This window comes from Modestobacter sp. VKM Ac-2983 (assembly GCF_026967885.1).
In the GTDB taxonomy this organism is placed as follows: Bacteria; Actinomycetota; Actinomycetes; order Mycobacteriales; family Geodermatophilaceae; genus Modestobacter.
In genome coordinates, this window is record NZ_JAPVBK010000002.1 from 820,837 (window position 1) to 845,856 (window position 25,020).

Here is a 25,020-nt window from a genome sequence, read left to right on the forward strand (position 1 = left end):
CCGGCCGGCCGGCCGGCAACGACGCTCGGCGACCGCGGAGGACACAGCGCATGACCACAGCGACCGGGACCACGGGCACGAACGAGAGCTCCCGCCGGCTGGGCTCGGCGCCCGACCCCGGCCAGCTCGACCCGGCGGAGCGGATGGGCGTCGACGAGCTGCGCGCGCTCCAGCTCGAGCGCCTGCAGTGGACCCTGCAGCACGTCTACGCCAACGTCCCGCACTACCGGGCGGCGTTCGACGCCGCCGGCGTGCACCCCGACGACTGCCGGGAGCTGGCCGACCTGGCGCGCTTCCCGACCACGAGCAAGGCCGACCTGCGGGAGAACTACCCGTTCGGGATGTTCGCCGTCCCGCAGGAGCAGGTCCGCCGGGTGCACGCCTCCTCCGGTACCACCGGGCGGCCGACCGTCGTCGGCTACACCGAGGCCGACATCGACACCTGGGCCACCGTCATGGCCCGGTCCATCCGCGCGGCCGGCGGTCGCCCGGGGGACAAGCTGCACAACGCCTACGGCTACGGGCTGTTCACCGGTGGGCTCGGGGCGCACTACGGCGCGGAGAAGCTGGGCTGCACCGTCATCCCGGTCTCCGGCGGCATGACGCCCCGTCAGGTCCAGCTGATCCAGGACTTCCAGCCGCGCGTGATCATGGTGACGCCGTCCTACCTGCTCACGATCATCGACGAGTTCGAGAAGCAGGGCCTCGACCCGCGCGCCTGCTCGCTGCAGATCGGAATCTTCGGCGCCGAGCCGTGGACCGAGGAGATGCGCCGGGAGATGGAGGAGCGCCTGGACATCGAGGCGATCGACATCTACGGGCTGTCGGAGGTCATGGGCCCCGGCATCGCCCAGGAGTGCGTCGAGACCAAGGACGGCCTGCACATCTGGGAGGACCACTTCTACCCGGAGGTCATCGACCCGGACACCGGCGCGGTGCTCCCCGAGGGTGAGCAGGGTGAGCTGGTGTTCACCTCGCTGACCAAGCAGGCGATGCCGGTCGTCCGCTACCGCACCCGCGACCTCACCCGGCTGCTGCCGGGCACCGCCCGGCCGGGCATGCGCCGGATGGAGAAGGTGACCGGCCGGACCGACGACATGATCATCCTGCGCGGGGTCAACGTCTTCCCGACCCAGATCGAGGAGGTGGTGCTCCGGACGCCGGGGCTCTCGCCGCACTTCTCCCTGGAGCTGACCAGCCGCGGCCGGATGGACCACCTGACCGTGCACGTGGAGGCCCGGCCGGACTGCCCGGCCGACCGCCGCGACGCCGCGGGCCGAGAGGTGGGCGTGGCGGTGAAGGACACCATCGGGGTCACCGTCGACGTGTCGGTCGTCGACCCCGAGACGCTGGCCCGCTCGGTCGGCAAGCTGCAGCGCCTCACGGATCGCCGGGAGCGCTGATGACCGTGATCCCGACGCGGCGGGGGAGACCCGGCCACTCGCTGGACTCGCTGCTGGACACCGCCGTGGCCGTGTTCATCGAGCGCGGGTACGAGGCGACGAGCATGGACGAGCTGGCGGCCCGGCTCGGCGTCACCAAGTCGGCGATCTACCACCACGTGCCGAGCAAGGTGGAGCTGCTCCGGCTGGCCCTGGACCGCGCGCTCAACGCGCTGTTCGCCGTCCTGGACGAGCCGGGGGCGCTCGACGGCCCGGCCATCGACCGGTTGGAGCACGTCGTCCGCGGGTCGGTACGGGTGCTGACCACGCACCTGCCGTTCGTCACCCTGCTGCTGCGGGTGCGCGGGAACTCCGCTGTCGAGTCCGAGGCGCTGGAGCGGCGCCGTGAGTTCGACCGGATCGTCACCGACCTGGTCCGCGCGGCCGAGTCCGACGGCGACGTGCGGCCCGACGTCGACCCCGCGGTGACCAGCCGGCTGCTGTTCGGCACCGTCAACTCCCTCACCGAGTGGTACCGCCCCGGTCGCGGCCTGGACGCCGACGCCTTGGCCGACGCCCTCGTCACGACCACCTTCAGCGGCCTGCGCACCTCGCCGACACCCGTGCAGCCCGCACCCGTCCCCCCGGAGGCACTCCGATGACCGCACCGCTGCTGCCGAGCTACGTCGCCGGCCGCTGGTACACCGCCCCCGACGAGGGGACGCCGATCGCCGACGCCGCCACCGGCGAGACCGTCGTCCGGGTGTCCAGCACCGGGCTGGACGTGCCGGGGATGCTGGACCACGCCCGCTCGGTCGGCGGCCCCGCGCTGCGCGAGCTGACCTTCCACCAGCGCGCGGCGCTGCTCAAGCAGCTGGGCCTGCGGCTGATGGCGGAGAAGGACGCGTTCTACGCCCTCTCCCGGCGCACCGGCTGCACCGACCGGGACACCGCCGTGGACGTCGACGGCGGCTTCGGCACCCTGCTGTCCTACGCCAGCAAGGCCCGCCGGGAGCTGCCCGACGACACCGTGGTCCTGGACGGCGCCCCCGAGCCGCTGGGCCGGGGCGGCACCTTCCTCGGCCAGCACCTGTACACCCCGATGCGCGGCGTCGCGGTCCAGGTGAACGCCTTCAACTTCCCGGTCTGGGGCTTCCTGGAGAAGTTCGCCCCCGCCTTCATCGCCGGCGTCCCGACCGTGGTGAAGCCGGGCAGCCAGACCGCCTACCTGACCGAGGCCGTCGTCCGCTCGATCGTGGACAGCGGCCTGCTGCCGGAGGGGAGCGTGCAGCTGCTGGCCGGCAGCGCCGCCGGCGTCCTCGACGGGCTCGCCGGGCAGGACCTGGTCTTCTTCACCGGCTCGGCGTCCACCGCCCGCAAGCTGCGCAGCCACCCGGCGGTGGTGGCGAACTCCGTCCGGTTCAACGCCGAGGCCGACTCGCTCAACTGCGCGGTGCTCGGCCCCGACGCCACCTCGGACACCCCCGAGTTCGGCCTGTTCGTCGACCAGCTCGTCACCGAGATGACGGTCAAGGCGGGGCAGAAGTGCACCGCCATCCGCCGGGCGCTGGTGCCCCGCGAGCTGGTGGACGACGTCGTCGAGGCGACCCGCGCGAAGCTGGCCGACGTCGTGGTCGGTGCGCCGGGCGTCGAGGGCGTCACGATGGGCCCGCTGGCCAGCCTGGACCAGCGGCAGGAGGTGCTCCGCGCGGTCAAGGCACTGCGCGGGGTCGCCGACCTGGTCGCCGGTGACCCCGACGACTTCTCCGTCGTCGGCGCCGACCGGGACCGGGGCGCCTTCCTGCCCCCGATGCTGCTGCGCTGCGACGACCTGTCCGCCGGCGAGCCGCACGACGTCGAGGCATTCGGGCCGGTCAGCACGGTGCTGCCCTACGACGGCGTCGAGCAGGCGGTCGAACTGGCCGCCCGCGGGCAGGGGAGCCTCGTCGGCTCGGCGGTCACCCACGACCAGGGGTTCGCCCGCGCCTTCGTGCGGGGTGCGGCGCACTCGCACGGTCGCATCCTGGTGCTGGACCGGGACGACGCGAAGGAGAACACCGGGCACGGCTCACCGCTGCCGGTGCTGGTGCACGGTGGCCCGGGCCGGGCCGGCGGTGGGGAGGAGCTCGGCGGCATCCGCGGGGTGCTGCACCACATGCAGCGCACCGCCGTGCAGGGCTCGCCGGACATGCTCACCACGATCGGCGGGCGCTGGGTGACCGGCGCCCAGCGGCGCGAGGACGACGTCCACCCCTTCCGCAAGTCGCTGGCCGAGCTGCGGATCGGGGACTCGGTGACCGCCGGGCCCCGGGCGGTGACGCTGGCCGACATCGAGCACTTCGCCGAGTTCACCGGCGACACCTTCTACGCCCACATGGACGAGGCGGCGGCCGCGGCGAACCCGCTGTTCGGCGGGCGGGTCGCGCATGGCTACCTGATCGTCTCCTGGGCGGCGGGGCTGTTCGTCGACCCGGACCCGGGGCCGGTGCTGGCCAACTACGGGGTCGACAACCTGCGCCTCCTCACGCCGGTGAAGCCCGGCGCGCAGCTCACCGTGACGCTCACCTGCAAGCAGATCACCCCGCGTGGCGATGCCGACCATGGCGAGGTCCGTTGGGACGCCGTCATCGTCGACGGTGAGGGGCAGCCGGTGGCCACCTACGACGTGCTCACCATGGTGGCCAAGACCTGGCCGCCGGCGGCCGACCCGAGCTGAGCGGGCGCCCGGCGGCGGATCGGGGTCAGCCGGTGGCGGTCGTCCCGGCCGGCCGGCGGGCGACCTGGACGTGCGGCCGGGTCTGCCACAGCGCCCACTCGGCGCTGACGTCCCCGGCGGTGCGCAGCAGCCGGGGGAGGTGCTCGGTGAGCAGCTGGTCGGTCGAGGTCTCGGCGGCGTGCACCGTCACGTTCATCGCGGCGCGCACCGCGCCGGTGCCGTCCCGGACGGGCACGGCGACCGAGCGGACGCCGGGGGCGAGCTCCTCGTCGGCCAGCGCCCAGCCGCGGGCGCGCACCTCGGTCAGCTCGGCCTGCAGCTGGTCGGCGGAGCGGCCGATGTAGGCCGGGAGCCCGGCGCGGCTCGGCTGGGCCAGCGTGGCGTCCAGCTCGGCGGGGGAGAGGGCGGCGAGCAACACCTTGCCCTGCGAGGTCTGCACGGCGGGGAACCGCGTGCCGATCTCCACCCGCAGCGTGATCAGCTTCGGCACGGCCACCCGGGCCACGTAGACGATGTCCGAGCCGTCGAGCTGGGCCATCGAGGAGGACTCACCGGTCCGGGCGACCAGGGCCTCCAGGTGCGGGCGGGCGATCTCCCACAACCCGAGCGCCCCGACGTAGGCCATGCCGAGGGTGAGCACCTTCGGGGTCAGCCGGAAGGCGCCGTCGGCGGAGCGGACGAAGCCCAGCTCCTCCAGGGTGAGCAGCAGCCGGCGCGCGGTCGGCCGGGCCAGCCCGGCGGCGGCGGCGACGTCGCTGAGCGACATGACCGGATGGTCGGCGTCGAAGCAGGCCAGCACGTCCAGACCGCGTGCCAGCGCCTCCACGAAGTCGGGCCCCGTGCCCCGTCCTGCCACCGTGCGCCACCTCCCCGTCCCGTTGCTGCTGTGCGTCGCACCGCGCCGGCCTGGCGCGGTGCGACGGGTGCTCAGTGTGAGGTGTGCTGGTCGAGCGAGGGCTCGCCGAACACGTTGCCCCGGGCTCCGTGGGTGGAGTGGGACTTGTACTCGGTGTAGGTGTACGGGTTGTCCAGCACGTCGTCGTCCGGCAGGTCCGGGTTCATGCCGGCCGCCCACGCCTCCGGGCCGAGGGTCGACTGCAGGTGCTCGACCGTCGCGTCGACGGTCCGCCGCACCGCCGCCAGGTCGGCGCCGACCAGCTGGTGCTCGTGCTTCACCACCCGGCCGCCGACGAGCACGGTGTGCACGTCGCCGCGCTGGGCCTGGAAGGCCACGTGCCCGTAGGGGTTCAGGAGCGGGAAGGACACCGGCGACCGGTCGTTCTTGATCAGCACGACGTCGCCCTGCTTGCCCGGCTCGAGGCTGCCCAGGTCGTCCCGGCCCAGCGCCTGCGCGCCGCCGCGGGTGGCCCAGTCGACGACCTGCTCGGCCCGCAGGTGCACCTGGGTGACCGTCTGCCCCTGGGAGTGCGCCTCCAGGTGCTCCCGCGACCGGTCGGCGCCCAGCGTGCTGCGCATCGCGGAGAACAGGTCGCTGCTCCACCAGACGCTGGTGTCCATCGACAGCGAGACGGGGATGCCGTGCCGGCGGACCTGCCAGGTGGGCGGGTAGCCCTGCCCGGCGCTCTGCTCGGACTCCGTCGACACCGAGATCGAGCCGCCGGTCGCGGCGATCCGGTGGTAGGAGTCGGTGGTCAGCGTGGCGGCGTGCACGTACACCGTCTCCGGCGTCATGAAGCCGTTCTCGTGCATCAGCCGGATGCCGTCGTCGCCGGTGGCCCCCCAGACGCCGGCGTGCGTGGTGACCGGCAGGCCGAGTTCACGCGCCACCTCGAAGGCGGGCTTCTCCGGGAACGCCGGGTCGCCGGTGACGTCGAAGGCCAGCTGCAGGCCGAGCCTGCCCTCGTCCTGGCGGCGCTTGAGGAAGGCCTGGACGGCGGGGTCGGTGGCCCACTCCCAGGGGCCGGCCTGGATGTTGCCGTAGGCCAGCAGGAACCGGCCGGGGACGGCGAGCAGGGCGTCGGCGGCGGCCTCGGCGTGGTCGACGGTCTGCAGCCCGTGCGACCAGTCGACGGTGGTGGTGACGCCGGCCTCGACGGCGTCCCAGGCCGAGAGCAGGTTGCCGGCGTACACGTCCTCGGGACGGAACGCCTTGCCGTGCTCCAGGTAGTACCAGACGAAGTACTGGGTGAGGGTCCAGTCGGCGCCGTAGCCGCGCATCGCGGTCTGCCACATGTGCCGGTGGGTGTCGATCATGCCGGGCATCACCACGCCGCCCTGCGCGTCGATCTCCAGGGTCCCGGCCGGGACGTCGAGCTGCCGGCCGACAGCGGCGATCTTCCCGTCCACGACGAGGACGTCGGCGTCGGGCAGCACGGTGTGTGCCTCGTCCATGGTCAGCACGGTGCCGTTGCGCAGCACGACCGGGCGGTCGGTCGCCTGCCCCGCGACGTCGGTGTCGGGCTGGGACATCGTCTACCTCCAGGCCGTCACCGGACTGTCACGGACGAGTGTCCGTACAACGGTCAGCCTGGCGACGGCCCCACTGTCGTGGTGATCGCGACCACATGTCAAGGCGAACGACGGAGTCGCGTCTTCCGGTTGACAGGCGAACGGCGCGGTGGTGACACTCGGCGGCACTCCGGACGCCCGTCCGCTTGACGGCGATGCACCGCTCGAGGGGCCACACCCGATGACCGAACACCCACTGCCGCCCGGCTCCGCGCCGGGTCGGGGGCCGCTGTCCGGCCTCCTGGTGGCCGACTTCTCCCGCGTCCTGGCCGGGCCCTACGCCACCATGCTGCTGGCCGACATGGGCGCCGAGGTGGTCAAGGTGGAGAGCCCCGGCGGCGACGACACCCGCAGCTGGGCGCCGCCGGTGCGCGAGGGGGTGTCGACCTACTACCTGGGCGTGAACCGCAACAAGCGCTCCATCGCCCTGGACCTCAAGGACCCCGCCGACGCCGCCGTCGCGCAGGAGCTGGCCCGCCGCGCCGACATCGTCATCGAGAACTTCAAGACCGGCGGGCTCGGCCGCTTCGGCCTGGACTACGCCAGCGTCAGCGCGACCAACCCGCGCGTCGTCTACGCCTCGATCACCGGCTTCGGCAGCGGCCCGGCCGGTGCGCCGCTGCCCGGGTACGACCTGATCGTGCAGGCGATCTCCGGCCTGATGAGCCTCACCGGCGACCCCGAGGGCGAGCCGTTCCGGGCCGGCATCTCCGTCTTCGACGTGATGGCCGGGCTGCACGCCACCATCGGCGTGCTCTCGGCGCTGAACGTCCGGCACGAGACCGGTCGCGGCCAGCACGTCGAGGTCAACCTGCTGTCCTCCGCGCTGTCCGGGCTGGTCAACCACGCCAGCGCCGTCGTCGCCGGTGGCGTCGTCCCGTTCCGGATGGGCAACAGCCACCCGAGCCTGTTCCCCTACGAGCCGCTCCCGTGCGCCGACGGCGACCTGATCATCACCGCCGGCAACAACGGCCAGTTCCGCAGGCTGGTCGAGGTGCTCGGCGTGCCCGAGCTCGCCGACGACCCGCGGTTCGCCCGCAACGAGGACCGCACGGCCAACCGGGACCAGCTGCGCCCGCTGCTGGTCGAGCGGCTCAGCACCCGGTCCAAGCGGGACTGGTTCGACGACATCATCGCCGCGGGCGTGCCCTGCGGGCCGATCAACACCGTCGACCAGGGGGTGGCCTTCGCCGAGTCGATCGGCCTGGACCCGGTGGTGACCGTGGGGGAGGGCGAGGCCGGCGTCCCCTCGGTCCGCCACCCGATCACCTTCTCCGAGACGCCGGCCGACTACCGGCTGCCGCCGCCGGCCCTGGACGAGCACGGTGCCGAGCTGCGACGGTGGCTGGCCACCGAGGAGGACGCGTGACCACCCCCGAGTACCCGACCGCGCTGGGCGCCTCCAGCCGCGAGTCGATCACGCTGCTGGGCACCGACCTGGCCCGCGACGTCATGGGCACCGTCGGCTTCGGGGAGCTGGCCTTCTGGCTGGCCACCCAGCGGCGGCCGACGCCGGGGGAGACCCGGGTCTTCGAGGCGGTGCTGGCCGCGCTCGCCGACCACGGGTTCACCCCGACTGCGATCGTCACCCGGCTCACCTACCTGTCGGCACCGGACTCGGTGCAGGGGGCGCTCGCCGCCGGCCTGCTCGGCGGTGGCTCCCGGTTCCTCGGCGTCACCGAGGACTCCGGCCGCTTCCTGGACGACGTGCTGACCGGGGTGGACGGCGCGCTGCCGACCGACGACGCCGGCTGGGACGCCCTGGCCCTGGAGACGGTGACCGCCCAGCGGGCGGCGCGGCGCTTCGTGCCGGGACTCGGCCACCACGTGCACAAGGACGGCGACCCGCGCACCCCGCGGCTGTTCGAGATCGCGACCGAGGAGGGGCTGTTCGGCCCGCACCTGTCGCTGTTCGCCGCCATCGGCCGGGTGCACCCCCAGGTGCTCGGCAAGACGCTGCCGCTCAACGGCGCCGGGGTGTGCGGTGCCGCGCTGGCCGACCTCGGCCTGCCGCTGGAGCTGTTGCGCGGCTTCGCCCTGCTGGCCCGCACCGCCGGGCTGATCGGGCAGCTGGCCGAGGAGCTGCGGCACCCGGTCGCCAACGACGTCTTCCTGTCCGTGGACCTCAACAACCGGTCCGTCGCCCCCGACCCGTACGTCCCTGACCTCAACGGAGACAGTCATGGCTGAACTGGCCGCGGTCATCGCGTCCACCCACCACCCCTTCTACTACCGGGCGAGCACGGCCACCGGTGCTGACCGGCCGCCGTTCGCCGACGAGTGGGTGGCGAAGATCGAGGCGTTCCGCGAGACGCTCACCCGCGCCGAGCCCGACGTCCTGGTGATGGTCGGCAGCGACCACTTCCACCAGCTCTGGCTGGACAACATGCCGCAGTTCCTCATCGGGAAGGCACCGTTCTTCGACGCGAACTTCCACAACGAGGAGCGCGAGTTCGGGCTGCCGAAGATGACGCTGCGCGGTGAGGAGGACCTGGCCGCGCACCTGCTGCGCGACGGGCTGGACCGGGACTTCGACCTGGCGTTCAGCAACGAGCTGCGGATCGACCACAGCATCACCTGCCCGATCATCACGCTGCGCCCGCAGGCCGACCTGCCGATCGTGCCGGTCTACACCAACATCTTCGCCCCGCCGCTGCCGCAGCCGAAGCGCTTCGTCCAGCTGGGCCGGGCGATCCGGGAGATGGTGGAGTCCTGGGAGAGCGACAAGCGGGTGGCGGTGATCGGCACCGGGCACCTGTCCCTGGAACTCGGCGGGCCGCGCCAGTTCGGCGAGCACGGGCCGGACCCGGAGTTCGACCGCAAGGCCGTCGAGTGGATCGCCAGCGGGGACATCGAGGGCTGCCTGGCCGAGGTCTCCCTGGAGTCCCTGCACCACCCGGGCAACGCCACCCACGGGTTCATGGACTTCATGCTGATGATGGGCGTGGCCGGGGAGGGCGCGAAGGCCGACCACGTGGACACCCTGGACCTGTTCCACACCATGGAGGCGTACTTCACCTGGTACCCCAACGGGGTCCCGAGCACGGGCGGGGTGTCGGCATGAGCAAGTACCTGCTGGACAAGTTCCTCTACACCGTGGACCGGGACCCGGAGCTGACCGAGCGCTACCGGGAGGACCCGGCCGGCACGGTCACCTGGTGGGAGGCCGAGATGGCCAACACCGTCCTGAACTGCATCCCGGCGGAGAAGACCACCTGGCTGGCCTTCACCGACGGGGAGCGGCGGGCGCTGGCCGAGCACGACCACGTGGCCCTCTTCGAGATGGGCGCGCACCCGTTCCTGACGCTCACCCTGTTCATCGCGCTGTTCGAGCGCGACCACGGGCCGATGGAGTACCAGCGCGCCTACGGCAAGGCGATGGAGCACATCTCCATGCCCTACCCCGACATCGCGACCTGAGCCGGTGCGCGCCGCCGTCCTGACCCAGCCGGGCGAGCCACCGGCCCTCGCGGAGCACCCGGACCCGGTGCCCGGCGAGGGCCGGACCCTGGTCCGGGTGACCGCCGCCCCGGTCGTGCCGCTGGACCTGCTCTGCGCCTCCGGGACGTCGTACTTCGGCCGCCCGGCCGTGCCGTACGTGCCCGGCGTGCAGGGGGTGGGGGTCGTGGTGTCGTCGGCCGTGCTGGCGCCCGGCACCCGGGTCTGGTTCGCCACCTCCGCGGGCATGAGCCCGGGCGACGGCAGCCTGGGCGAGCTCTGCGCCGTGCCCGACGCCGACGTCGTCCCGCTCGCCGGGGACCTGCCCGACCCGGTCGTGGCAGCGCTGGGCCTGTCCGCGGTCGCCGGCTGGATGGCGTTGACCTGGCGCGGCCGGTTGCAGCCGGGGGAGCGGGTGCTGGTGCTCGGTGCCGGGGGTGCGGTCGGCCAGGCCGCGCTGGGGGCCGCCCGGGCGCTGGGGGCCGGGCGGGTGGTCGGGGTCTGCCGGTCGCCGTCCGCGGCGGACCGTGCCCGCCGGGCCGGCGCCGAGGACGTCGTCCTCACCGGGGACGGCGGCGACCTGGCTGCCCGGATCCGGCAGACGGTCGGCTCGGACGTCGACCTCGTCGTCGACCCGGTGTTCGGCGCCGTGGCCGCGGCGGCGTGCTCGGTGCTGGCGCCCGGTGGGCGGCTGGTCAACCTGGGTGGCGCGGCCGGGGACGCCGCCGAGTTCTCCTCCGCCGTGCTCCGCAGCCGGAGCATCGACGTGCTCGGCTACACCAACAACGCGCTCACCGGCGAGCAGCGGGCCGCCGCGCTGACCTCGGTGCTGCGGCACGCCGCGGCCGGGCAGCTCCGGGTGGAGCACGCCGTCCTCCCGCTGGCGCGGGTCGCGGAGGCCTGGGCGGCCACCGCGGCCGGGGGCGGGAGCCGGTCCGTCGTCGAGCTGTCGGTGCGCTGACCGGACACCGGCGGTGGTGACGGATGGGACGGGTGTGTCCGGAGAGTGACGCGACCACCGTCACCCCATGAAATGCGGGCGACGGATTGTCACGATTCGATGACGCCGTTAGGTTTGCCGGGTCCAGTCGGTCGCCACGTCCCCACCCGGGGAGCCCGACCGGACGCCGCCGAGTCGCCCTCCGGGGCGAGCCGGGGACCCACCGCACCACTGGGGTGAATCCCGCGCCCGGACGAGAAGTCCGGGCCGGGTAGGGCTGCTTCCCGCCCGAACCCGTCAGCTGACCTGGTAGGCGGCCATCGGAAGACACCTGTACGGAGCACTCCTGCCCATGCGCGCCCGCACCACCACCTCCAGCTCCACCAGCCGCCGACGTCCGCCGGCCGGCGTCCGTCGGCCCGGGCTCTACCTCGCCGTCGCGGCGGCCGGTGCCGTCCTGGTCAACGTGGTCGTGGGCGCCGGTCCGGCGGCCCAGGCCGACCCCGTGGCCTCGGAGCCGGTGAGCGTCGCCGCGCAGCTGGGGCTGGCCGCCGAGTCCGGCGCCGTCGACGGGACCGAGGACCTCCGGCCGCTCGAGGAGCTGGCAGCCAGCCGGGCCACCCGGGAGGCCGAGCAGACCGCCGCCCAGCAGGCCCAGGCCGCGGCCGACCAGGCCGTGCTCGACCAGCAGGCAGCGGAGGCGGAGGCAGCGCGCCTCGCCGCCGAGGCCGCGGCCGCCGCTGAGGCCGAGGCCGCTCGGGTCGCCGCCGAGGCCGCCGCTGCTGAGGCCGAGGCGCAGTCAGCCGCCCCAGCTCCGGCACGGGCCGGGACCGCGGCCAAGCCCTCCGCCGCGGCGCCCTCCAGCTCCGGCACCGCGGTGACCGCGACCGCGAAGATCAGCAACTCCGCCGGACCGATCAAGCCGCAGGCGCAGGCCGCCGCGAACGCCGTGGTCAGCAACGTGCCCGGCGCCGGCTCGATCACCCTGGGCGGGACGCGGCCCAGCGCTGCCGACCCGCACGGTCACCCGTCGGGGCTGGCGGTGGACTACATGGTCATGTCCAACGCCGCCCTCGGTGATGCGATCGTCGCGTACCACGTGGCCAACTGGGCCGAGCTCGGCGTCGACTACATCATCTGGGAGCAGCGGATGCTCTCCTCGCCCGGCGGCTCCTGGAAGCAGATGGAGGACCGGGGCAGCGTGACGGCGAACCACTTCGACCACCCGCACGTCAACTACCGCTAGACGGCGCTGGCCCGGCCGCCGGCAGCGCGCCACCATGGGGTGGTGCTGCGGTCGGTGCTCCGGGCCGCGCTGATCGGTGCCATCGTGCTGGTCGTGGTGGTCGGTCTGCTGTGGACGTTCCAACGCCGGCTGGTGTACCTGCCCGACGCCGGCCCGGTGCCGGCCGCCGCTGACGTCCTCCCCGGTGGCCGGGACGTCGAGTTGGCCACCGCCGACGGCCTGACCCTCGGCGCCTGGTTCGTGCCCGGCCCGACGGCTGACGCCCCGACCGTGCTCGTGGCCAACGGCAACGGCGGTCACCGCGGGGTGCGGGCCCCGCTGGCCCGGGCACTGTCGGACGCGGGGCTGGGGGTGTTGCTGTTCGACTACCGCGGGTACGGCGGCAACCCGGGCAGCCCGAGCGAGGCTGGTCTGGCGCTGGACGTCCGCGCGGCGCGCGACTGGCTGCTGACCGACGGCGGGGTCCCGGCCGAGCGGCTCCTGTACTACGGGGAGAGCCTGGGCGCCGGCGTCGTCACCGAGCTGGCCGTCGCGCACCCGCCGGCCGGGCTGGTGCTGCGCTCGCCGTTCGTCGACCTGGCCGCCGTAGGCAGCGAGCACTACCCGTTCCTGCCGGTCCGGCTGCTGCTGCGGGACCGCTACCCGGTGGCCGAGCTGGTCTCCCGGGTCGAGGTGCCCACCACCGTCGTCCTGGGCACCGCCGACTCGATCGTGCCGCCGGAGCAGAGCCGGGAGGTGGCCCGTGCCGCCGGGCAGCTGCACCGCACGGTCGAGGTGCCCGGCGCCGACCACAACGACGCCGTCCTGCTGGATGGCGACCAGCTGGTCGCCGCCGTCGTCGAACTGGCCCGCCTGACCACCGACCCCTGACCCAGCACCACCAAAATGGCCATTTTGGTGGTGCTGGGTCAGGTGCCGCAGAAGGTCTGGTAGGTGGCGCCGAAGTCGGCGGGGGCGGGGGTGGCGTACCGCTCCAGGCCCGGCCGCTCGGTGTAGGGGTGGGTCACGGCCTCCAGCAGGGGGCCCAGCGGTGCCAGGTCGCCCGCGGTCGCCGCGGTGAGCGCCTCCTCGACGAGGTGGTTCCGCGGGATGTAGAGCGGGTTGACCCGGTCCATGGCGTCGGCGTCCGGGGCCAGTGCGCGCCAGCGCTCCGACCACGCGTCGAACGAGGCCAGGTCCAGGAAGAGGTTGCGAACCGGGTCGACGTCGCCGCGGGCGGCGGCGCCGAGCAGCCGGAACGCGGACGTGTGGTCGACGTGGCCGGCCTGCAGCAGGGTCAGGAACTCCTCGACCAGCGGCGCGGCCACCGCGTCGTCCAGCCCGTCGGGCAGGCCCAGCTTGGCCCGCATCCCGGCCGACCAGGCCGCGTCGTACTGCGGCCGGAACTCGCCCAGCGCCGCCACCGCCAGCTCGATCGCGCGCTCCTGGTCCTCGGCGAACAGCGGGAGCAGCGCCTCGGCGAGCCGGGCGAGGTCCCACTCGGCGACGATCGGCTGGTTGCCGTAGGCGTAGCGCCCGCCGGTGTCGATCGAGCTGTACACCGTGGCCGGGTTGTGCGCCTCGAGGAAAGCGCACGGCCCGTAGTCGATCGTCTCGCCGGAGATGGTCACGTTGTCGGTGTTCATCACGCCGTGCACGAATCCGACCTGCATCCACCGGGCCACCAGCTCGGCCTGGGCAGTGACCACCGCGGCGAAGAGCGCGAGGTGCGGGTTCTCGGCCTGCGCGGCGTCCGGGTGGTGCCGGCTGATCGCGTGGTCGGCGAGCCGGCGCAGCAGCTCGGCGTCCCCGGTGGCCCGGGCGTACTGGAAGCTGCCCACCCGCAGATGGCTGCTCGCCACCCGGGCCAGGACGGCGCCGGGCAGCAGCGTCTCCCGGCGCACCGAACGCCCGGTGGCGACCACGGCCAGTGAGCGCGTGGTGGGGATGCCGAGGGCGTGCATCGCCTCGCTGATCACGTACTCGCGCAGCATCGGGCCGACCGCGGCCAGCCCGTCGCCGCCGCGGGCGAAGGGGGTGCGCCCGGAGCCCTTGAGGTGCAGGTCGCGCAGCCGGCCCGCCACGTCGGTCAGCTCCCCGAGCAGCAGCGCCCGGCCGTCGCCCAGCCGCGGGACGAAGCCGCCGAACTGGTGCCCGGCGTAGGCCTGAGCCACGGGGTTCGCCCCGGCCGGGACGGCGGTGCCGACCAGCAGGCGCAGCCCCTCGGCGGTCCGCAGCGCGGCCGGGTCGAGGCCGAGTTCGGCGGCCAGCGGCTCGTTGAGCGCGAGCAGCCGGGGATCCGGGGCGTCGTCGGCCTGCCAGGCGACGGCCAGCTCGGGCAGCTCCCGGGCGAAGCGGTGGTCCAGCCTGAGGGTCGGTGCCGGTGCGAGGCTCACCCGACCGAGGCTACGTCCGATCCCGGGAGCTGCCAGTCGCTGCAGCGTCGCCTCAGCGGTGCGGCGCCAGGTGCTCGACGGCCCAGGAGCGCAGCGTCGTCGGCGTCGTGGTCAGCACCGAGCGAGGGTCAGCCGGCACGAAGTCCTCCCGCAGGCCGCGGCCCATCCCGACGAACCCCTCGACCTGGGCCTCGGACAGCCCCGCCGCCCGGAGGCCGGCGCGCAGGTCGTCGTCGCTGATCTGCTCCGCCCGGACCCGCCGGCCGGTGGCCGAACCCACGATCCCGGCCACGGTCTCGAACGTGAGGTCCTCCGGCCCGTGCACGGCGAGCACCCGCCGGCCGGACCAGCCCGGGGACAGCAGGTTGGCCACCGCCACCGCCCCGATGTCCCGGGGGTCGACCCACGGCATCGGCCGGTCGATCGGCATGGTGGTGCGCAGCACGCCCTCCTGCAGCCCGTCGAGGTCGGACAGCAAATTGGTGAAGAAGTACCCGCAGCGCAGGTGGAGCACCGCGGCGCCGGTCTCCTCCAGCTGCTCCTCGGTGCGGGCGAGCCCGTCGATCTGCCCGACGCCGTGGCGCTTCTCGGCGCCGACGCTGCTCTGGAACACGACCCGGGACACCTGGTTCTCCCGCACCGCGCGGGCGACGACCGCGCCCATCCGGGTCGACGTGGCGACCGGGTCGTCGTCCGGCGTCGGCGGGTCGACCCAGTAGAGGGCGTCCGCGCCCTCGGTCGCCCGCAGCACGGTGTCCAGGTCGCCCTGGTCACCGACCACGAGGTCGACCAGCTCCCGCGTCTGCGGGTCGAGCTTCTCCGGGGAGCGCAGCAGCAGGGTGGGCCGCAGGCCGGCCTGCAGGAGCAGCCGGACCACGCGGGAGCCGACGTGCCCGGTCGGGGTGGTGACGACGATCCTCATCGACAGCCTCCGGTGGATGCGTGTGTGCTGTGGCGTACCCGGCCATGCCAGCACGGGGTGCCGACAGTTCTCCGGCGAGCGCGCGGCCCCGCCTCGTGCCCGGACACCCCGGCGTTCGGGGAGACTCCGCACGCCGTCACCTGGGCACGGCGGTCGAGACGAGGACGGTGCGACATGAGCGCGGACGGACGGCGGACAGCAGCCGGGGTGGTCGGGCTGGTCTTCCCGGCCCTGCTGCTGGCGGGGTGCACGGACGACGGCCAGGCCGAGGCCATCCGCTCCTACGACGTCGACCTGGTGGCCGGCGCCGACGGGTCGCTGGAGGTCGAGGAGACGATCGCCTACGACTTCGCCGATGAGGAGCGGCACGGCATCGAGCGGCTGATCCCCGAGCGGGCGCCCTTCGAGCAGACCCGCGACCGGCTGTACCCGATCAGCGACGTCGTCGTGGAGAGCCCCACGGGCGCGCCCACCGACACCGAGGTCACCAGCGAGGACGGCGTGTTGACCGTCCGGATCGGCGACGAGGACACCGAGGTCACCGGCGAGCACACCTACGTGCTCAGCTACCGGGTCGAGGGGGTCGCCGACCCGGGGGACGACGGCGACCGGCTGGCCTGGAACGCAGTCGGGACCGGCTGGGAGGTGCCGATCGAGCAGGTCGACGTCCGGCTGACCGGCCCGGAGGGCGTGGCGCCGGTCGCGGGGGACTGCGTGATCGGCACGGACGATGCCCTGTTCGCCTGCCCCATGGACGTCGAGGCCGTCGGTGCGGTGCGCGCGGAGGCCACCGGGCTCGACCCGGGGGAGGGCGTGACGCTGAGCGCCAGCTACCCGCCGGGCACCTTCGCCGGCGCGGAGCCGGTGCTCGAGGAGACGTTCAGCCCGGCGCAGGCCTTCCGCCTCAGCCCGGCGACCGCGGGGCTGGCCGTGGGCGGGCTGCTGCTCTTCGTCGTCCCGCCGCTGCTGCGGGCCCGGCGGAGCCGCCCGGCCGTATCCGGTCCGCGGGCGCCGCAGCTCACCCCGCCACACGACGCCCGCCCGGCCCAGCTGGGCACCGTGCTCGACGGTCGCGCCCAGCGGCACGAGGTCCTCGCCACCCTGCTGGACCTGGCCGTCCGCGGCCAGCTGCGGATCGAGGAGGTCGCCGTCGATCCCGCTGAGGACGAGTCGGACACCGACGTCCCCGCGGACTGGCGGCTGGTCCGCACGCCGGCCGACCAGCGGGGGCTGCGCCCCTACGAGCAGCTGCTGCTCGACGACGTCTTCGCCGACGGCGAGGCCGTGCTGCTGTCGGACCTGCAGTCGCGGTTCGCGGCCGTGGAGAGCCGGGCCTGCGCGGCGATGTACCGCGACGTGGTGGAGCAGGGCTGGTTCCGCGCCGACCCCGCCGCGGTCCGGCGCCGCTGGTACGGGATCGGCACCGGGGTGCTCGTCGCCGGCATCGTCGGGACCGTCGTCCTGGCCGTCACCACCACCTGGGCGCTGGCCGGCACCGGCGTCGTCCTCGCCGGGCTGGCCCTGCTCGGGCTGGCCGGGCGGATGCCGCAGCGCACCCCGGAGGGCGCCCAGGTGCACGAGCGGGCGGCCGCGTTCCGCGACCAGCTCGCCACCTCCGAGGGGCCGTGGTCCGCCGACGCGGACCAGATGGCCGACCTCGCCGGTGCGGCGCGCACCGACCTCCGGGTCCGGTACCTGCCGCACGCGGTGGCCCTGGGGGTGGCGGAGGAGTGGACCAGTGCGGTGCAGACGGCCGGCCCCGGCACCACCCCCGCCTGGTACGTGCCGGCGCACGGTGCCGGGCACGTCGGCATGTGGCCGGCGCTGCTGGCGTTCTCCGCCCCGGACAACCCGGCGCTCTCCCCGCCGGCGAGTGCGGGCGGCGGGGCCGGCTCGACCTACGTGGGCGGCGCGGCCGGGGGAGGGGGCGGCGGCAGCTGGTGACCCGGCGTCACACCGGCTCGACGACCGCGCCCTCCGCGGGGACGCCGAGCGGGATGACGACCGGCGGGCCCCCGTCCGGGGGCCAGGACCGGTGGTCGCGGAACGCCAGCGGCAGCCCGCGTGCGGTGAAGGGGTCGGCGGAGTCCATGACCTGGACGTGCACGTGCGGCTGGGTCGAGTTGCCGGAGTTGCCGCAGTCGGCAAGCTGCTGGCCGGCCGTCACCGGGTCGCCGGCGCGCACCCGGAGCGAACCGACGCGCAGGTGGGCCAGCACGACGTGGGCACCCTGGTCGGCGAGCTGGAGCACCACGTGGTTGCCGGCCAGCGCCCCGGCGCCGCCGCGGGCGCGGCCCGCCTGGGTCAGCGCGTAGGGCACCCGGGCGGCCGGCGACCGTCGCGCCACGCCGTCCGGCTCGCCGTCGTGCACCGACACCACCCGCCCGGACGCCGGGGCCAGCACCGGCTGACCGAACGCGAAGAACCGATCCACCGGCTCGGTGGCCAGCAGCGACCGCCAGCCCCGGGTGGTCGCCGTCCGCCGTCCGCGCACGGCGGTGAAGTCGATGGCGTAGGTGGTGGCGAACAGGTGCGTGCCGTGGCTCGGCACCCGCCGCGCCGGGCTGTTCTCCACCCGCCAGGTGCCCCGGAACGGCAACTGCAGCACGACCGCGCCGGGGTCGGCCATCAGAGGTCGCGGCGGACGAAGGACATCGCGGCCAGGGCCCAGACCATGACCACCCACAGCACCGCCCAGCCCAGGTAGGTGGCGGTCAGCGGCGCCGTGCTGAGGAACGGGAACGCGCCCGCGCCCTCGTCGGCCCCGCCGAACTGGACGAGCGCCGACGGGTCCTGGAAGGCGTTCATCGCCCCGCGCCAGAGCCCGTCGGTGGGCAGCAGGACCCGCGACACGCTCCCGACCCGGCCGACGGCGTCGTTGCCGAGGGCCTCGCCGATCGCGCCGACCACCCCGGCCACCCAGGTCGTGCAGAACAGGCCGACCGCCACCACGCCCGAGGCCATCGGCGAGATGACGGTCGCCAGCAGCACGGTGAGGGTCAGCAGCACGATGGTCTGGGCGGCGAGCAGGGCCAGCGCGGTCGCCGGGGCCGGCGGCCAGTAGTCGACGGTCACCCGGACGACGAGGACCTGCGCCAGCCCGGCCAGCACGACGAAGCCGCTGCCGAACGCCACCAGCCCCAACCACTTGCCCAGCAGGAACGCCGAGCGGCGGATCGGCCGGGCCAGCATCGACAGCGCGATGCCCGACTCCGTCTCCCCGGACAGCGTGGGCCCGGCGAGGAAGGCGGTGCCGAGCGCGGCGACGAGGCTGTAACCGAACATCACCAGGTTGAGCAGGATCGAGGCGGTCAGCCGGGCCTCGCCGCTGGTCAGCGACTCGGCCGCCAGCCGGGAGAAGCCCCAGCTGCTCAGCGCCAGCAGCCCGGCGGTGAGCGCGACGAGCGCGAACAGCACCCGCCGGCGGGAGGCCTCGCGCAGGGTGAGCGCGGCGATGGTCAGCACCGTGCGGGCCGTGCTCACGACGGGCCCGCCGCTCGGCTCGCGGCGCCGTCCCGCAGGATGCCGAGCAGGCGCTCCTCGAGGCTGATCCGCACCGGCTCGACCGCGTGCACCCGCACCCCGAGCGCGACCAGGTCACGCACCAGGTCGGGCACCGCCGTCCCGTCGTCGTCGGCGGACAGCGCGACGGTGGACCACTCGCCCTCCCGGTCGACCCGGCCGAGCGCGGCGAGCCGCTGCTGCGCGGCGGGCGAGAGGTCGGTCAGGTGCAGCCGGACCTCGCGCTGGCCGAGCAGCTCGGCAAGGGTGCCGGAGGCGGCGACCCGCCCGCGGTCCAGGACGACGACCCGGTCGCAGACCCGCTCCACCTCCCCGATCAGATGCGAGTTGAGCAGCACCGCGACCCCCCGGGACCGCAGCTCCAGCACGATGTCCCGCACGTCGGCGCGGCCCAGCGGGTCCAGGGCGCTGGTCGGCTCGTCCAGCACCACGAACTCCGGTCGGCCCACCAGCGCGACCGCCAGCCCCAGCCGCTGCTGCATGCCCTTGGAGAACCCACCCACCCGGTCGTCGCCCCGGCCGGACAGGCCGACCAGCGCGAGGCACTCCCGCTGCTCGGCGGCGGGCACCCCGGCACCGGAGAGCCGGGCGTGCAGCGCCAGCACCTCGGCCGCGGTCAGCCAGGGCTGGTAGCGGAAGAGCTCCGGCAGGTAGCCGACCCGGGCGCGGGCGGCGGGGTCGGCCGACCGCTGCCCGAGCAGCATCGCCTCGCCGGCGTCCGGGCGGACCAGCCCGAGCAGCATCTTGATCACGGTGGTCTTGCCCGCGCCGTTGGGCCCGAGCAGCCCGACGATCTCGCCCCGGCCGACCTGCAGGGACACGTCCTCGACGGCCAGGTGCTTGCGGTACTGCTTGCGCAGCCCGGTGCACCAGGCCGCCGGTGCCGGGGGCAGGCCGGCCACCAGGTCGGCGGCGGCCTGCACCCCGGCACCGCTGTCCACGGTGCTCATGCTCAGCCGAGGTCCCGGGCGACGGACAGCAGCTCGTCGGCGTCCAGCGAACCGGCCACCGCGGTCACCACGCCGTCGGAGACCCACACCACGGCCGCCATCGCACCGTCGTTGCCGGTCAGCACCGTGGCCTCGGCGCCGTCGACCTCCGCCGTCGAGCTGGTGGCCAGCTCGGCGGGGACGGGGATCGGCAGGGTCGAGCCGTCGGCGGTGAAGCTCCGCAGCTGCGCCGCGACGTCCTCGGGCAGGCCGGGCAGCGACAGCAGGTGGTCGCGCACCGTCTCGAACGGGACGCCCGAGGAGTACGCCGACGGCGCGACGGCGCGGCCCACGACGAGCGCGGGGAGCCCGCTCTCGGAGGACCAGACCTGGGCCACGCCCGGGCCGGCGACCAGCCGCACCGAGCTGCCGTCCAGCCCCGGCGGGGGCGGGGGCAGCGTCTCCCCGGCCGCGGCCGCGGCATGTGCCGCGCGGTCGGCCGAGTAGGTGAAGGTGGCGCTGAGCTGACCACCCACCGAGATCGTCGGCTCGCCGGCGACGCCGCGGGGCAGGTCGGCCACCTCGGGCACGTCCAGCCCGGACTCCTCGGCGGCGGTGGCCGCGTCGGGGACCTCGTGCACGGCCGGGTCGCCGGTGAGCTCCACGTCGCCGTACGCGCTCAGGTCGGGCAGCGCGACCAGGTCGCTGGTGGTGAGGCTGAGCGGGGCGATCTCCTCGGTGCGGAACACCTGCAGCCAGTCGTTGGCGGCCGCGGTCCCGGCGCCGGCCAGGACGACGCCGAACGCGAGGACGGCGGCGGCCGGTCGCCGGAACCCGCGGGACCGGCTCGGGCGGACCCGCTCGGGACGGGCAGCCGGCGCAGCAGTGGGCAGCGCGGCGGTCAGCCGCCGCCAGCCGGCGTCGACGTCGGAGGTGCCCTCGGTCGCCAGCGCGGCGCCGACGAGGTCGGCGTCCCGGCGGGTGGCGGCCAGCGTGGCCAGGCACTGCGGGCAGTCGGCGACGTGCGCCCGGTCGGGGTCGGGGACGCCGGCCGGCTCGTCGAGCAGGCGGCGCAGCGTGCCTTCAGTCGGATGACGCATGACGGGTCAGCTCCTTGCGCAGTGCGGATTCGGCGCGTCGGACGGTGGTGCCGACGCTGCCGGGGGACATGTCGAGCGCCGCGGCGACCTCGGCGTAGCTCAGGCCGCTGTGCCGGAGCACGAGGGCGACGGCCTGCGTGCGGGGCAGCTCGCCGAGCGCGGCCCGGACGCGGCTGCGGTCCTCGCGGGTGAGCACCGCCTCGGCCACGTCGGGGGTGGTGACGTCGGCGAGGCGGTGCACGGTCTCCTCCCGGGACGCGCGGCGGCGCCCGGAGCGGATCAGGTTCAGTGCGGTGTGCACGGCGGCGACGGACAGCCAGCCGGGCGCCTCGGCGGCCGGCACGGTGGACCGCCCGAAGGCCAGGAAGACCTCCTGGGCGACGTCCTCGGCCTCGTCCCGCGAGCCGAGCACCCGGGCGGCCACGGCCACGACCTGCGGGTAGTCGCGGCGGAACACCTCGCCGAGGTCGGCCCGCACGGCACCGTTCCCGGTACCCGCCACCGTCCCGCCCTTCCTCTCGACCCGGCCCGCCGTGCGCCCGGGCACCGGCAGCTGGAGCGCAGCCGGGGGTCCGTACCGAACGAGGTCCATGTCCTAACAGCACCGCGGCGGCCACGGATGTGACACCCGGCGGCCACGAGCATGCCGGGCTCAGCCGGCGACCCAGCGGATGGGCAGGCGCTTCACCCCTCGCTGGAAGCTGGACCGGAGCAGCGCAGGCGGCCCGTCGAGCTCCAGCACGCTCGTGCGGCGCAGCAGTTCGGCGAACAGCGACCGCATCTGCACCCGGGCCAGCTGGGCGCCCAGGCAGAAGTGCGGCCCGTGGCCGAAGGACAGCTGCGGGTTGGGCGCCCGGCGGACGTCGAAGCGGTCCGGCTCGGTGAAGACCCGCTCGTCCCGGTTGGCCGAGGTGAAGGAGACGACCACCTTGTCCCCGGCCCGCACGCGCGTGTCGCCGATCGTGACGTCGCGGGTCGCGGTCCGACGGAAGACCATCACCGGCGTCCACCAGCGCAGCATCTCCTCGACCGCGCCGGGCAGGAGGCCCGGGTCGGCCCGCAGCCGGGCCAGCTCCTCGGGGTGGGACAGCAGCGCGATGAGCCCGCCGGGCAGCCCGTTGCGCAGCGTCTCGTTGCCGGCCACCGCGAACAGCCAGAACATGTTCTCGAACTCGGCGTCACTGACCGGGGCATCGTCCCCGTCGGCCTGGGCCAGCAGGATCGACATGACGTCCCGGCCGGGCGCGCGGCGCTTCTCCTCGGCCAGCAGCCGCGCGTAGGCGTAGAGGTCGGGCATGCCGGCGCGGGTGCGCGGGTCCGGCAGCCGCCCCTCGGCATCCGGCAGCGGGCGCAGCGCCACCGCCTGCCGGGCCATGGCCGTGCCGCTGCTGGCGTCGAACGCCGCCGAGGAGGCGTAGTCCGGGTCCTGCCAGCCGATCACCCGGTTCGACCAGTCGAACATCAGCCAGCGGTCCTCGGCCGGGACGCCGAGCACGTCGGCCAGGGTGACCAGCGGCAGGTCGGCCGCGACGTCCTTGGCGAAGTCGCAGCGGCCCTCCCCGGCGCCGGCGATCATCCGGTCGACCAGTCCGGCCGCGGTCGCCTCGATCGAGGCGGTCAGCGCGGCCACCGCGCGCGGGGTGAACGACCGGGTCAGCAGCCGGCGCAGCCGGGAGTGGTCCGGCGGGTCCTGGTTGAGCATCATCTGGCGGACCCAGGGCAGGTCCCCGGCGTCGCGGACCTGGGTGGCGCCGAGCCAGGAGGAGAAGGTGGCCGGGTCCTTGAGCACGCGTTCGACCTCGGCGTGCCGAAGGACCAGCCAGCAGCCGGGACCGTCGGGTTCGTCGACCCAGGTGACCGGGCCGGCGGCGCGCAGCCGGGCCAGCTCCGCCAGCGGTGGGCCCGTCTCGTAGGTGGCCGGGTCCAGGAGGGCCGCGGTGTCCTGCGGCTGGGTCACAGGCCGTCCAGGAAGTGCTCCACGGTGGTCAGCAGCGCCACGGGCGTCTCGAACATCGCGTAGTGGCCGGCGTTGGGCAGCACCTCCAGCGAGGCGTTCGGGTACTGCTGCAGGAACGTCTGCTCCATGACCGCGGCGCTCAGCGCCGGGTCGTGCTCGCCCACCACCACCCGGACCGGGACCGGGTTGCCCTGCACCTCGGCGGAGAAGTCGGTGCCCGCCCAGGCGTCCAGGTAGGCGCCGAAGGCCGCCAGGTCGGACTGGTCGAGGGAGAACTGCACCATCCGCTCCAGCCAGGTGCGGCTCAGCCGGTTGCCGGTGGTGAGGTCGAGGATCGCGTAGCGGCTGCCCCGGTCGTCCGCGGCGCCGCGGAAGAGCTGCTCGGCCTGCTCGTCGAGCGGGACGCCGGTGGACGGGACCGGGCTCACGCCGAGCAGCCCGTCCACCCGGCCGCCGGCGTCGACGAGCACCCGCTGCATCGCGCTGCCGCCCATCGAGTGCCCGACCACGGCGAAGGAGGACCACCCCTGGCCGTCGACGGCGGCGAGGGCGTCGGCGGAGATCTCGGCCAGCGTGTGCTCCCCGGCCTCCCCGCGCCGGGCGCCGTAGCCCCGGTAGTCGAGGAACAGCCAGCTGTACCGGTCGCCGTCGAGCAGGTCGGGGAGGTGACTCCAGCCGGCCGCCGAGCCGAACCAGCCGTGCAGGGCCAGGACCTTCCGGGGGCCGGTGCCGATCACGAGGGGTGCGTTCGCCATCCCGGGAGTGTCGTGGGCCACACGGTGGAGAGGCAAGGCCCGTCAGTCGCGGCGCCGGAGCTCCAGCCACAGCCAGCCGGCCAGGGCGACCGGGACGGCCAGGAACGCGGTCATCGCCGGGACCGTGCCGAACGTCGCGCCGAGCCAGGCCAGCAGCAGCGGGGTGCCGAACCCGGCGTAGGCGAAGGCGTAGAAGGCGCTGTTCATCGCCCCGCGCGCGTGCGGGGGAGCCAGCCGGGCGGTGAGCGTCAGCCCGGCGGTGAGGCAGAGCCCGCCCGCGCCGCCGAGCAGCGCCGCCGCGGGCAGCAGCAGCGCCTCGGACTCGCTGACGATCGCCACGACGCCGAGGGCGTGCCCGACCGCGGCGAGCACCATCCCCAGCGGTGCGGCGCCCCGTTCCGCGCGCCGGCCCAGCCGGGCGGCGACCGCACTCGCGCCCAGCGCCAGCCCGGCGACCAGCCCGGCGTAGGCGACGCCGACCCCGTCGGGGACCACGAGCAGCGGCAGCAGGGTCGCGGCGATCGTCGGGAAGGCGAACACCCCGACGGCGGTCGGCGCGAGCACCGCCCAGAACGGGCGGCGGGCCTCGGGGGGCAGCCCCAGCGTCATCAGCGGGCCGCCGTGCCGGGCCTGCACGGTCTCCGGCACGGTGACGAGCGCGCCCAGCCCGACGACCAGGACGGCGACGTGCACCAGGTACGGCAGCGTCGTCGGGGCCGGGCCGTACTGGGCGAGCAGCCCGCTCATCGCCGGCGCGACCGCGAATCCCAGCGACGTCGACACCGCGCCCCGGGTGGCCGCCGACTGCTGGCCCTCCGGCCCGGCGAGCTCCTGCAGCCAGGCGTTGGCCACCGAGAACACCACGCCGGAGACGACGCCCTGCAGCAGCCGCCCGGCGTAGAGCAGCGGCAGGTGGTCGACGGCGGGCAGGAACAGCAGCGAGACCAGGCCGGCGAGGACGGCGAACGGCAGCACCAGGGCCCGCCGGCCGAACCGGTCGGAGGCCGGCCCGGACAGCGTCAGCGCAGCGATGAGGCCGATGGCGTAGCAGCCGAAGACCGCGGTGACGTCGGCATCGGAGAGGCCCAGGGTGCGCCGGTAGACGAGCAGCAGCGGCGTGGGGATGTTCGTGCCCAGCGCGACGGTGAACAGCCCGAAGGTGAGCGCGTCGAGCCTCCGCCGCGCAGGGTCGCGCTGGAGCGTGTCCGCCGGCATCCGCGGGACGCTACCGGGATCCGGCGAGTCGATTGACTTTCGATAGTCAGACAT

Annotated in this window: 23 protein-coding genes and 1 riboswitch; of the genes, 11 read left to right on the forward strand and 12 right to left on the reverse strand. The window is 74.7% G+C overall.

The features are described 5' to 3' along the window. Positions 1-50 precede the first annotated feature (50 nt). The 3 genes from paaK to paaZ are packed head-to-tail and all read left to right on the forward strand — an operon-like array spanning position 51 to position 4,098. Positions 51-1,403, forward strand: coding sequence for a phenylacetate--CoA ligase PaaK (paaK, locus tag O2W18_RS10310; RefSeq protein ID WP_269187434.1), 1,353 nt, complete (start codon positions 51-53; stop codon positions 1,401-1,403). Beyond that, positions 1,403-2,044, forward strand: coding sequence for a TetR/AcrR family transcriptional regulator (locus O2W18_RS10315; protein ID WP_269187435.1), 642 nt, complete (start codon positions 1,403-1,405; stop codon positions 2,042-2,044). The genes paaK and O2W18_RS10315 overlap by 1 nt, the downstream gene beginning before the upstream one ends. Then, entirely contained in the window at positions 2,041-4,098 is a 2,058-nt protein-coding gene (gene paaZ, locus O2W18_RS10320) for a phenylacetic acid degradation bifunctional protein PaaZ (RefSeq protein WP_269187436.1), read from the forward strand. The genes O2W18_RS10315 and paaZ overlap by 4 nt, the downstream gene beginning before the upstream one ends. 25 nt (positions 4,099-4,123) lie before the next feature. On the opposite strand, the gene O2W18_RS10325 is transcribed toward paaZ, so the two are convergent. Further along, positions 4,124-4,954 carry an IclR family transcriptional regulator domain-containing protein gene (locus tag O2W18_RS10325; RefSeq protein ID WP_269187437.1) on the reverse strand — a complete coding sequence of 277 codons (831 nt, stop codon included), beginning with the start codon at positions 4,952-4,954 and terminating at the stop codon, positions 4,124-4,126. 71 nt (positions 4,955-5,025) lie between these two features. Beyond that, positions 5,026-6,528 (reverse strand): amidohydrolase family protein, encoded by a 1,503-nt coding sequence (locus tag O2W18_RS10330; protein WP_269187438.1) that lies wholly within the window; start codon positions 6,526-6,528, stop codon positions 5,026-5,028. A 220-nt stretch (positions 6,529-6,748) separates the two neighbouring features. Here O2W18_RS10330 and O2W18_RS10335 point away from each other — a divergent pair, with 220 nt between their 5' ends. From O2W18_RS10335 to O2W18_RS10365, 7 genes are all read left to right on the forward strand, one after another. Continuing rightward, positions 6,749-7,936 carry a CaiB/BaiF CoA transferase family protein gene (locus O2W18_RS10335; protein WP_269187439.1) on the forward strand — a complete coding sequence of 396 codons (1,188 nt, stop codon included), beginning with the start codon at positions 6,749-6,751 and terminating at the stop codon, positions 7,934-7,936. Next, positions 7,933-8,757 carry a citryl-CoA lyase gene (locus O2W18_RS10340; RefSeq protein ID WP_269187440.1) on the forward strand — a complete coding sequence of 275 codons (825 nt, stop codon included), beginning with the start codon at positions 7,933-7,935 and terminating at the stop codon, positions 8,755-8,757. The genes O2W18_RS10335 and O2W18_RS10340 overlap by 4 nt, the downstream gene beginning before the upstream one ends. Continuing rightward, entirely contained in the window at positions 8,750-9,631 is an 882-nt protein-coding gene (locus O2W18_RS10345; RefSeq protein WP_269187441.1) for an extradiol ring-cleavage dioxygenase, read from the forward strand. Before O2W18_RS10340 ends, O2W18_RS10345 begins: the two co-directional genes overlap by 8 nt. Continuing rightward, positions 9,628-9,987 (forward strand): hypothetical protein, encoded by a 360-nt coding sequence (locus tag O2W18_RS10350; protein WP_269187442.1) that lies wholly within the window; start codon positions 9,628-9,630, stop codon positions 9,985-9,987. The genes O2W18_RS10345 and O2W18_RS10350 overlap by 4 nt, the downstream gene beginning before the upstream one ends. 4 nt (positions 9,988-9,991) lie before the next feature. Further along, on the forward strand, positions 9,992-10,966 hold the full coding sequence (locus O2W18_RS10355; protein WP_269187443.1) for a quinone oxidoreductase family protein: 975 nt from the start codon (positions 9,992-9,994) through the stop codon (positions 10,964-10,966). A gap of 157 nt (positions 10,967-11,123) precedes the next feature. Next, a riboswitch (cyclic di-AMP (ydaO/yuaA leader) is annotated at positions 11,124-11,276 on the forward strand. A gap of 21 nt (positions 11,277-11,297) precedes the next feature. Further along, a complete protein-coding gene (locus O2W18_RS10360; RefSeq protein WP_269187444.1) occupies positions 11,298-12,191 on the forward strand; it encodes a hypothetical protein in 894 nt (297 codons plus the stop codon). A 42-nt stretch (positions 12,192-12,233) separates the two neighbouring features. Next, a complete protein-coding gene (locus O2W18_RS10365) occupies positions 12,234-13,061 on the forward strand; it encodes an alpha/beta hydrolase (protein ID WP_269187445.1) in 828 nt (275 codons plus the stop codon). 38 nt (positions 13,062-13,099) lie between these two features. Here the strand turns inward: O2W18_RS10365 and O2W18_RS10370 are convergent, their stop codons facing one another. Both O2W18_RS10370 and O2W18_RS10375 read right to left on the reverse strand, forming a co-directional pair. Beyond that, complete coding sequence (locus O2W18_RS10370; protein WP_269187446.1) at positions 13,100-14,566, reverse strand: protein adenylyltransferase SelO; 1,467 nt, start codon at positions 14,564-14,566, stop codon at positions 13,100-13,102. A gap of 52 nt (positions 14,567-14,618) precedes the next feature. Continuing rightward, positions 14,619-15,488, reverse strand: a complete 870-nt coding sequence (locus O2W18_RS10375; protein WP_269187447.1) for an NmrA family NAD(P)-binding protein — start codon at positions 15,486-15,488, stop codon at positions 14,619-14,621. Between the two features lie 174 nt (positions 15,489-15,662). Between O2W18_RS10375 and O2W18_RS10380 the strand changes: the two genes are divergently transcribed. Then, positions 15,663-17,432 (forward strand): DUF2207 domain-containing protein, encoded by a 1,770-nt coding sequence (locus O2W18_RS10380; RefSeq protein ID WP_269187448.1) that lies wholly within the window; start codon positions 15,663-15,665, stop codon positions 17,430-17,432. 7 nt (positions 17,433-17,439) lie between these two features. On the opposite strand, the gene O2W18_RS10385 is transcribed toward O2W18_RS10380, so the two are convergent. The 8 genes from O2W18_RS10385 to O2W18_RS10420 are packed head-to-tail and all read right to left on the reverse strand — an operon-like array spanning position 17,440 to position 24,966. Continuing rightward, entirely contained in the window at positions 17,440-18,117 is a 678-nt protein-coding gene (locus O2W18_RS10385) for a M23 family metallopeptidase (protein WP_269187449.1), read from the reverse strand. Beyond that, a complete protein-coding gene (locus tag O2W18_RS10390) occupies positions 18,117-18,971 on the reverse strand; it encodes an ABC transporter permease subunit (protein ID WP_269187450.1) in 855 nt (284 codons plus the stop codon). Before O2W18_RS10390 ends, O2W18_RS10385 begins: the two co-directional genes overlap by 1 nt. Beyond that, positions 18,968-19,960, reverse strand: coding sequence for an ABC transporter ATP-binding protein (locus O2W18_RS10395; protein ID WP_269187451.1), 993 nt, complete (start codon positions 19,958-19,960; stop codon positions 18,968-18,970). The genes O2W18_RS10390 and O2W18_RS10395 overlap by 4 nt, the downstream gene beginning before the upstream one ends. A gap of 2 nt (positions 19,961-19,962) precedes the next feature. Continuing rightward, the gene (locus O2W18_RS10400; RefSeq protein WP_269187452.1) at positions 19,963-21,039 is read right to left on the reverse strand and encodes a hypothetical protein; all 1,077 of its coding nucleotides are present in this window, start codon (positions 21,037-21,039) and stop codon (positions 19,963-19,965) included. Continuing rightward, complete coding sequence (locus O2W18_RS10405; RefSeq protein WP_269187453.1) at positions 21,023-21,631, reverse strand: sigma-70 family RNA polymerase sigma factor; 609 nt, start codon at positions 21,629-21,631, stop codon at positions 21,023-21,025. The genes O2W18_RS10400 and O2W18_RS10405 overlap by 17 nt, the downstream gene beginning before the upstream one ends. Before the next feature lie 60 nt (positions 21,632-21,691). After that, positions 21,692-22,996, reverse strand: coding sequence for a cytochrome P450 (locus O2W18_RS10410; protein WP_269187454.1), 1,305 nt, complete (start codon positions 22,994-22,996; stop codon positions 21,692-21,694). After that, the gene (locus tag O2W18_RS10415; protein WP_269187455.1) at positions 22,993-23,751 is read right to left on the reverse strand and encodes an alpha/beta fold hydrolase; all 759 of its coding nucleotides are present in this window, start codon (positions 23,749-23,751) and stop codon (positions 22,993-22,995) included. The genes O2W18_RS10410 and O2W18_RS10415 overlap by 4 nt, the downstream gene beginning before the upstream one ends. A gap of 42 nt (positions 23,752-23,793) precedes the next feature. Further along, on the reverse strand, positions 23,794-24,966 hold the full coding sequence (locus O2W18_RS10420; protein ID WP_269187456.1) for an MFS transporter: 1,173 nt from the start codon (positions 24,964-24,966) through the stop codon (positions 23,794-23,796). Positions 24,967-25,020: the final 54 nt, after the last annotated feature.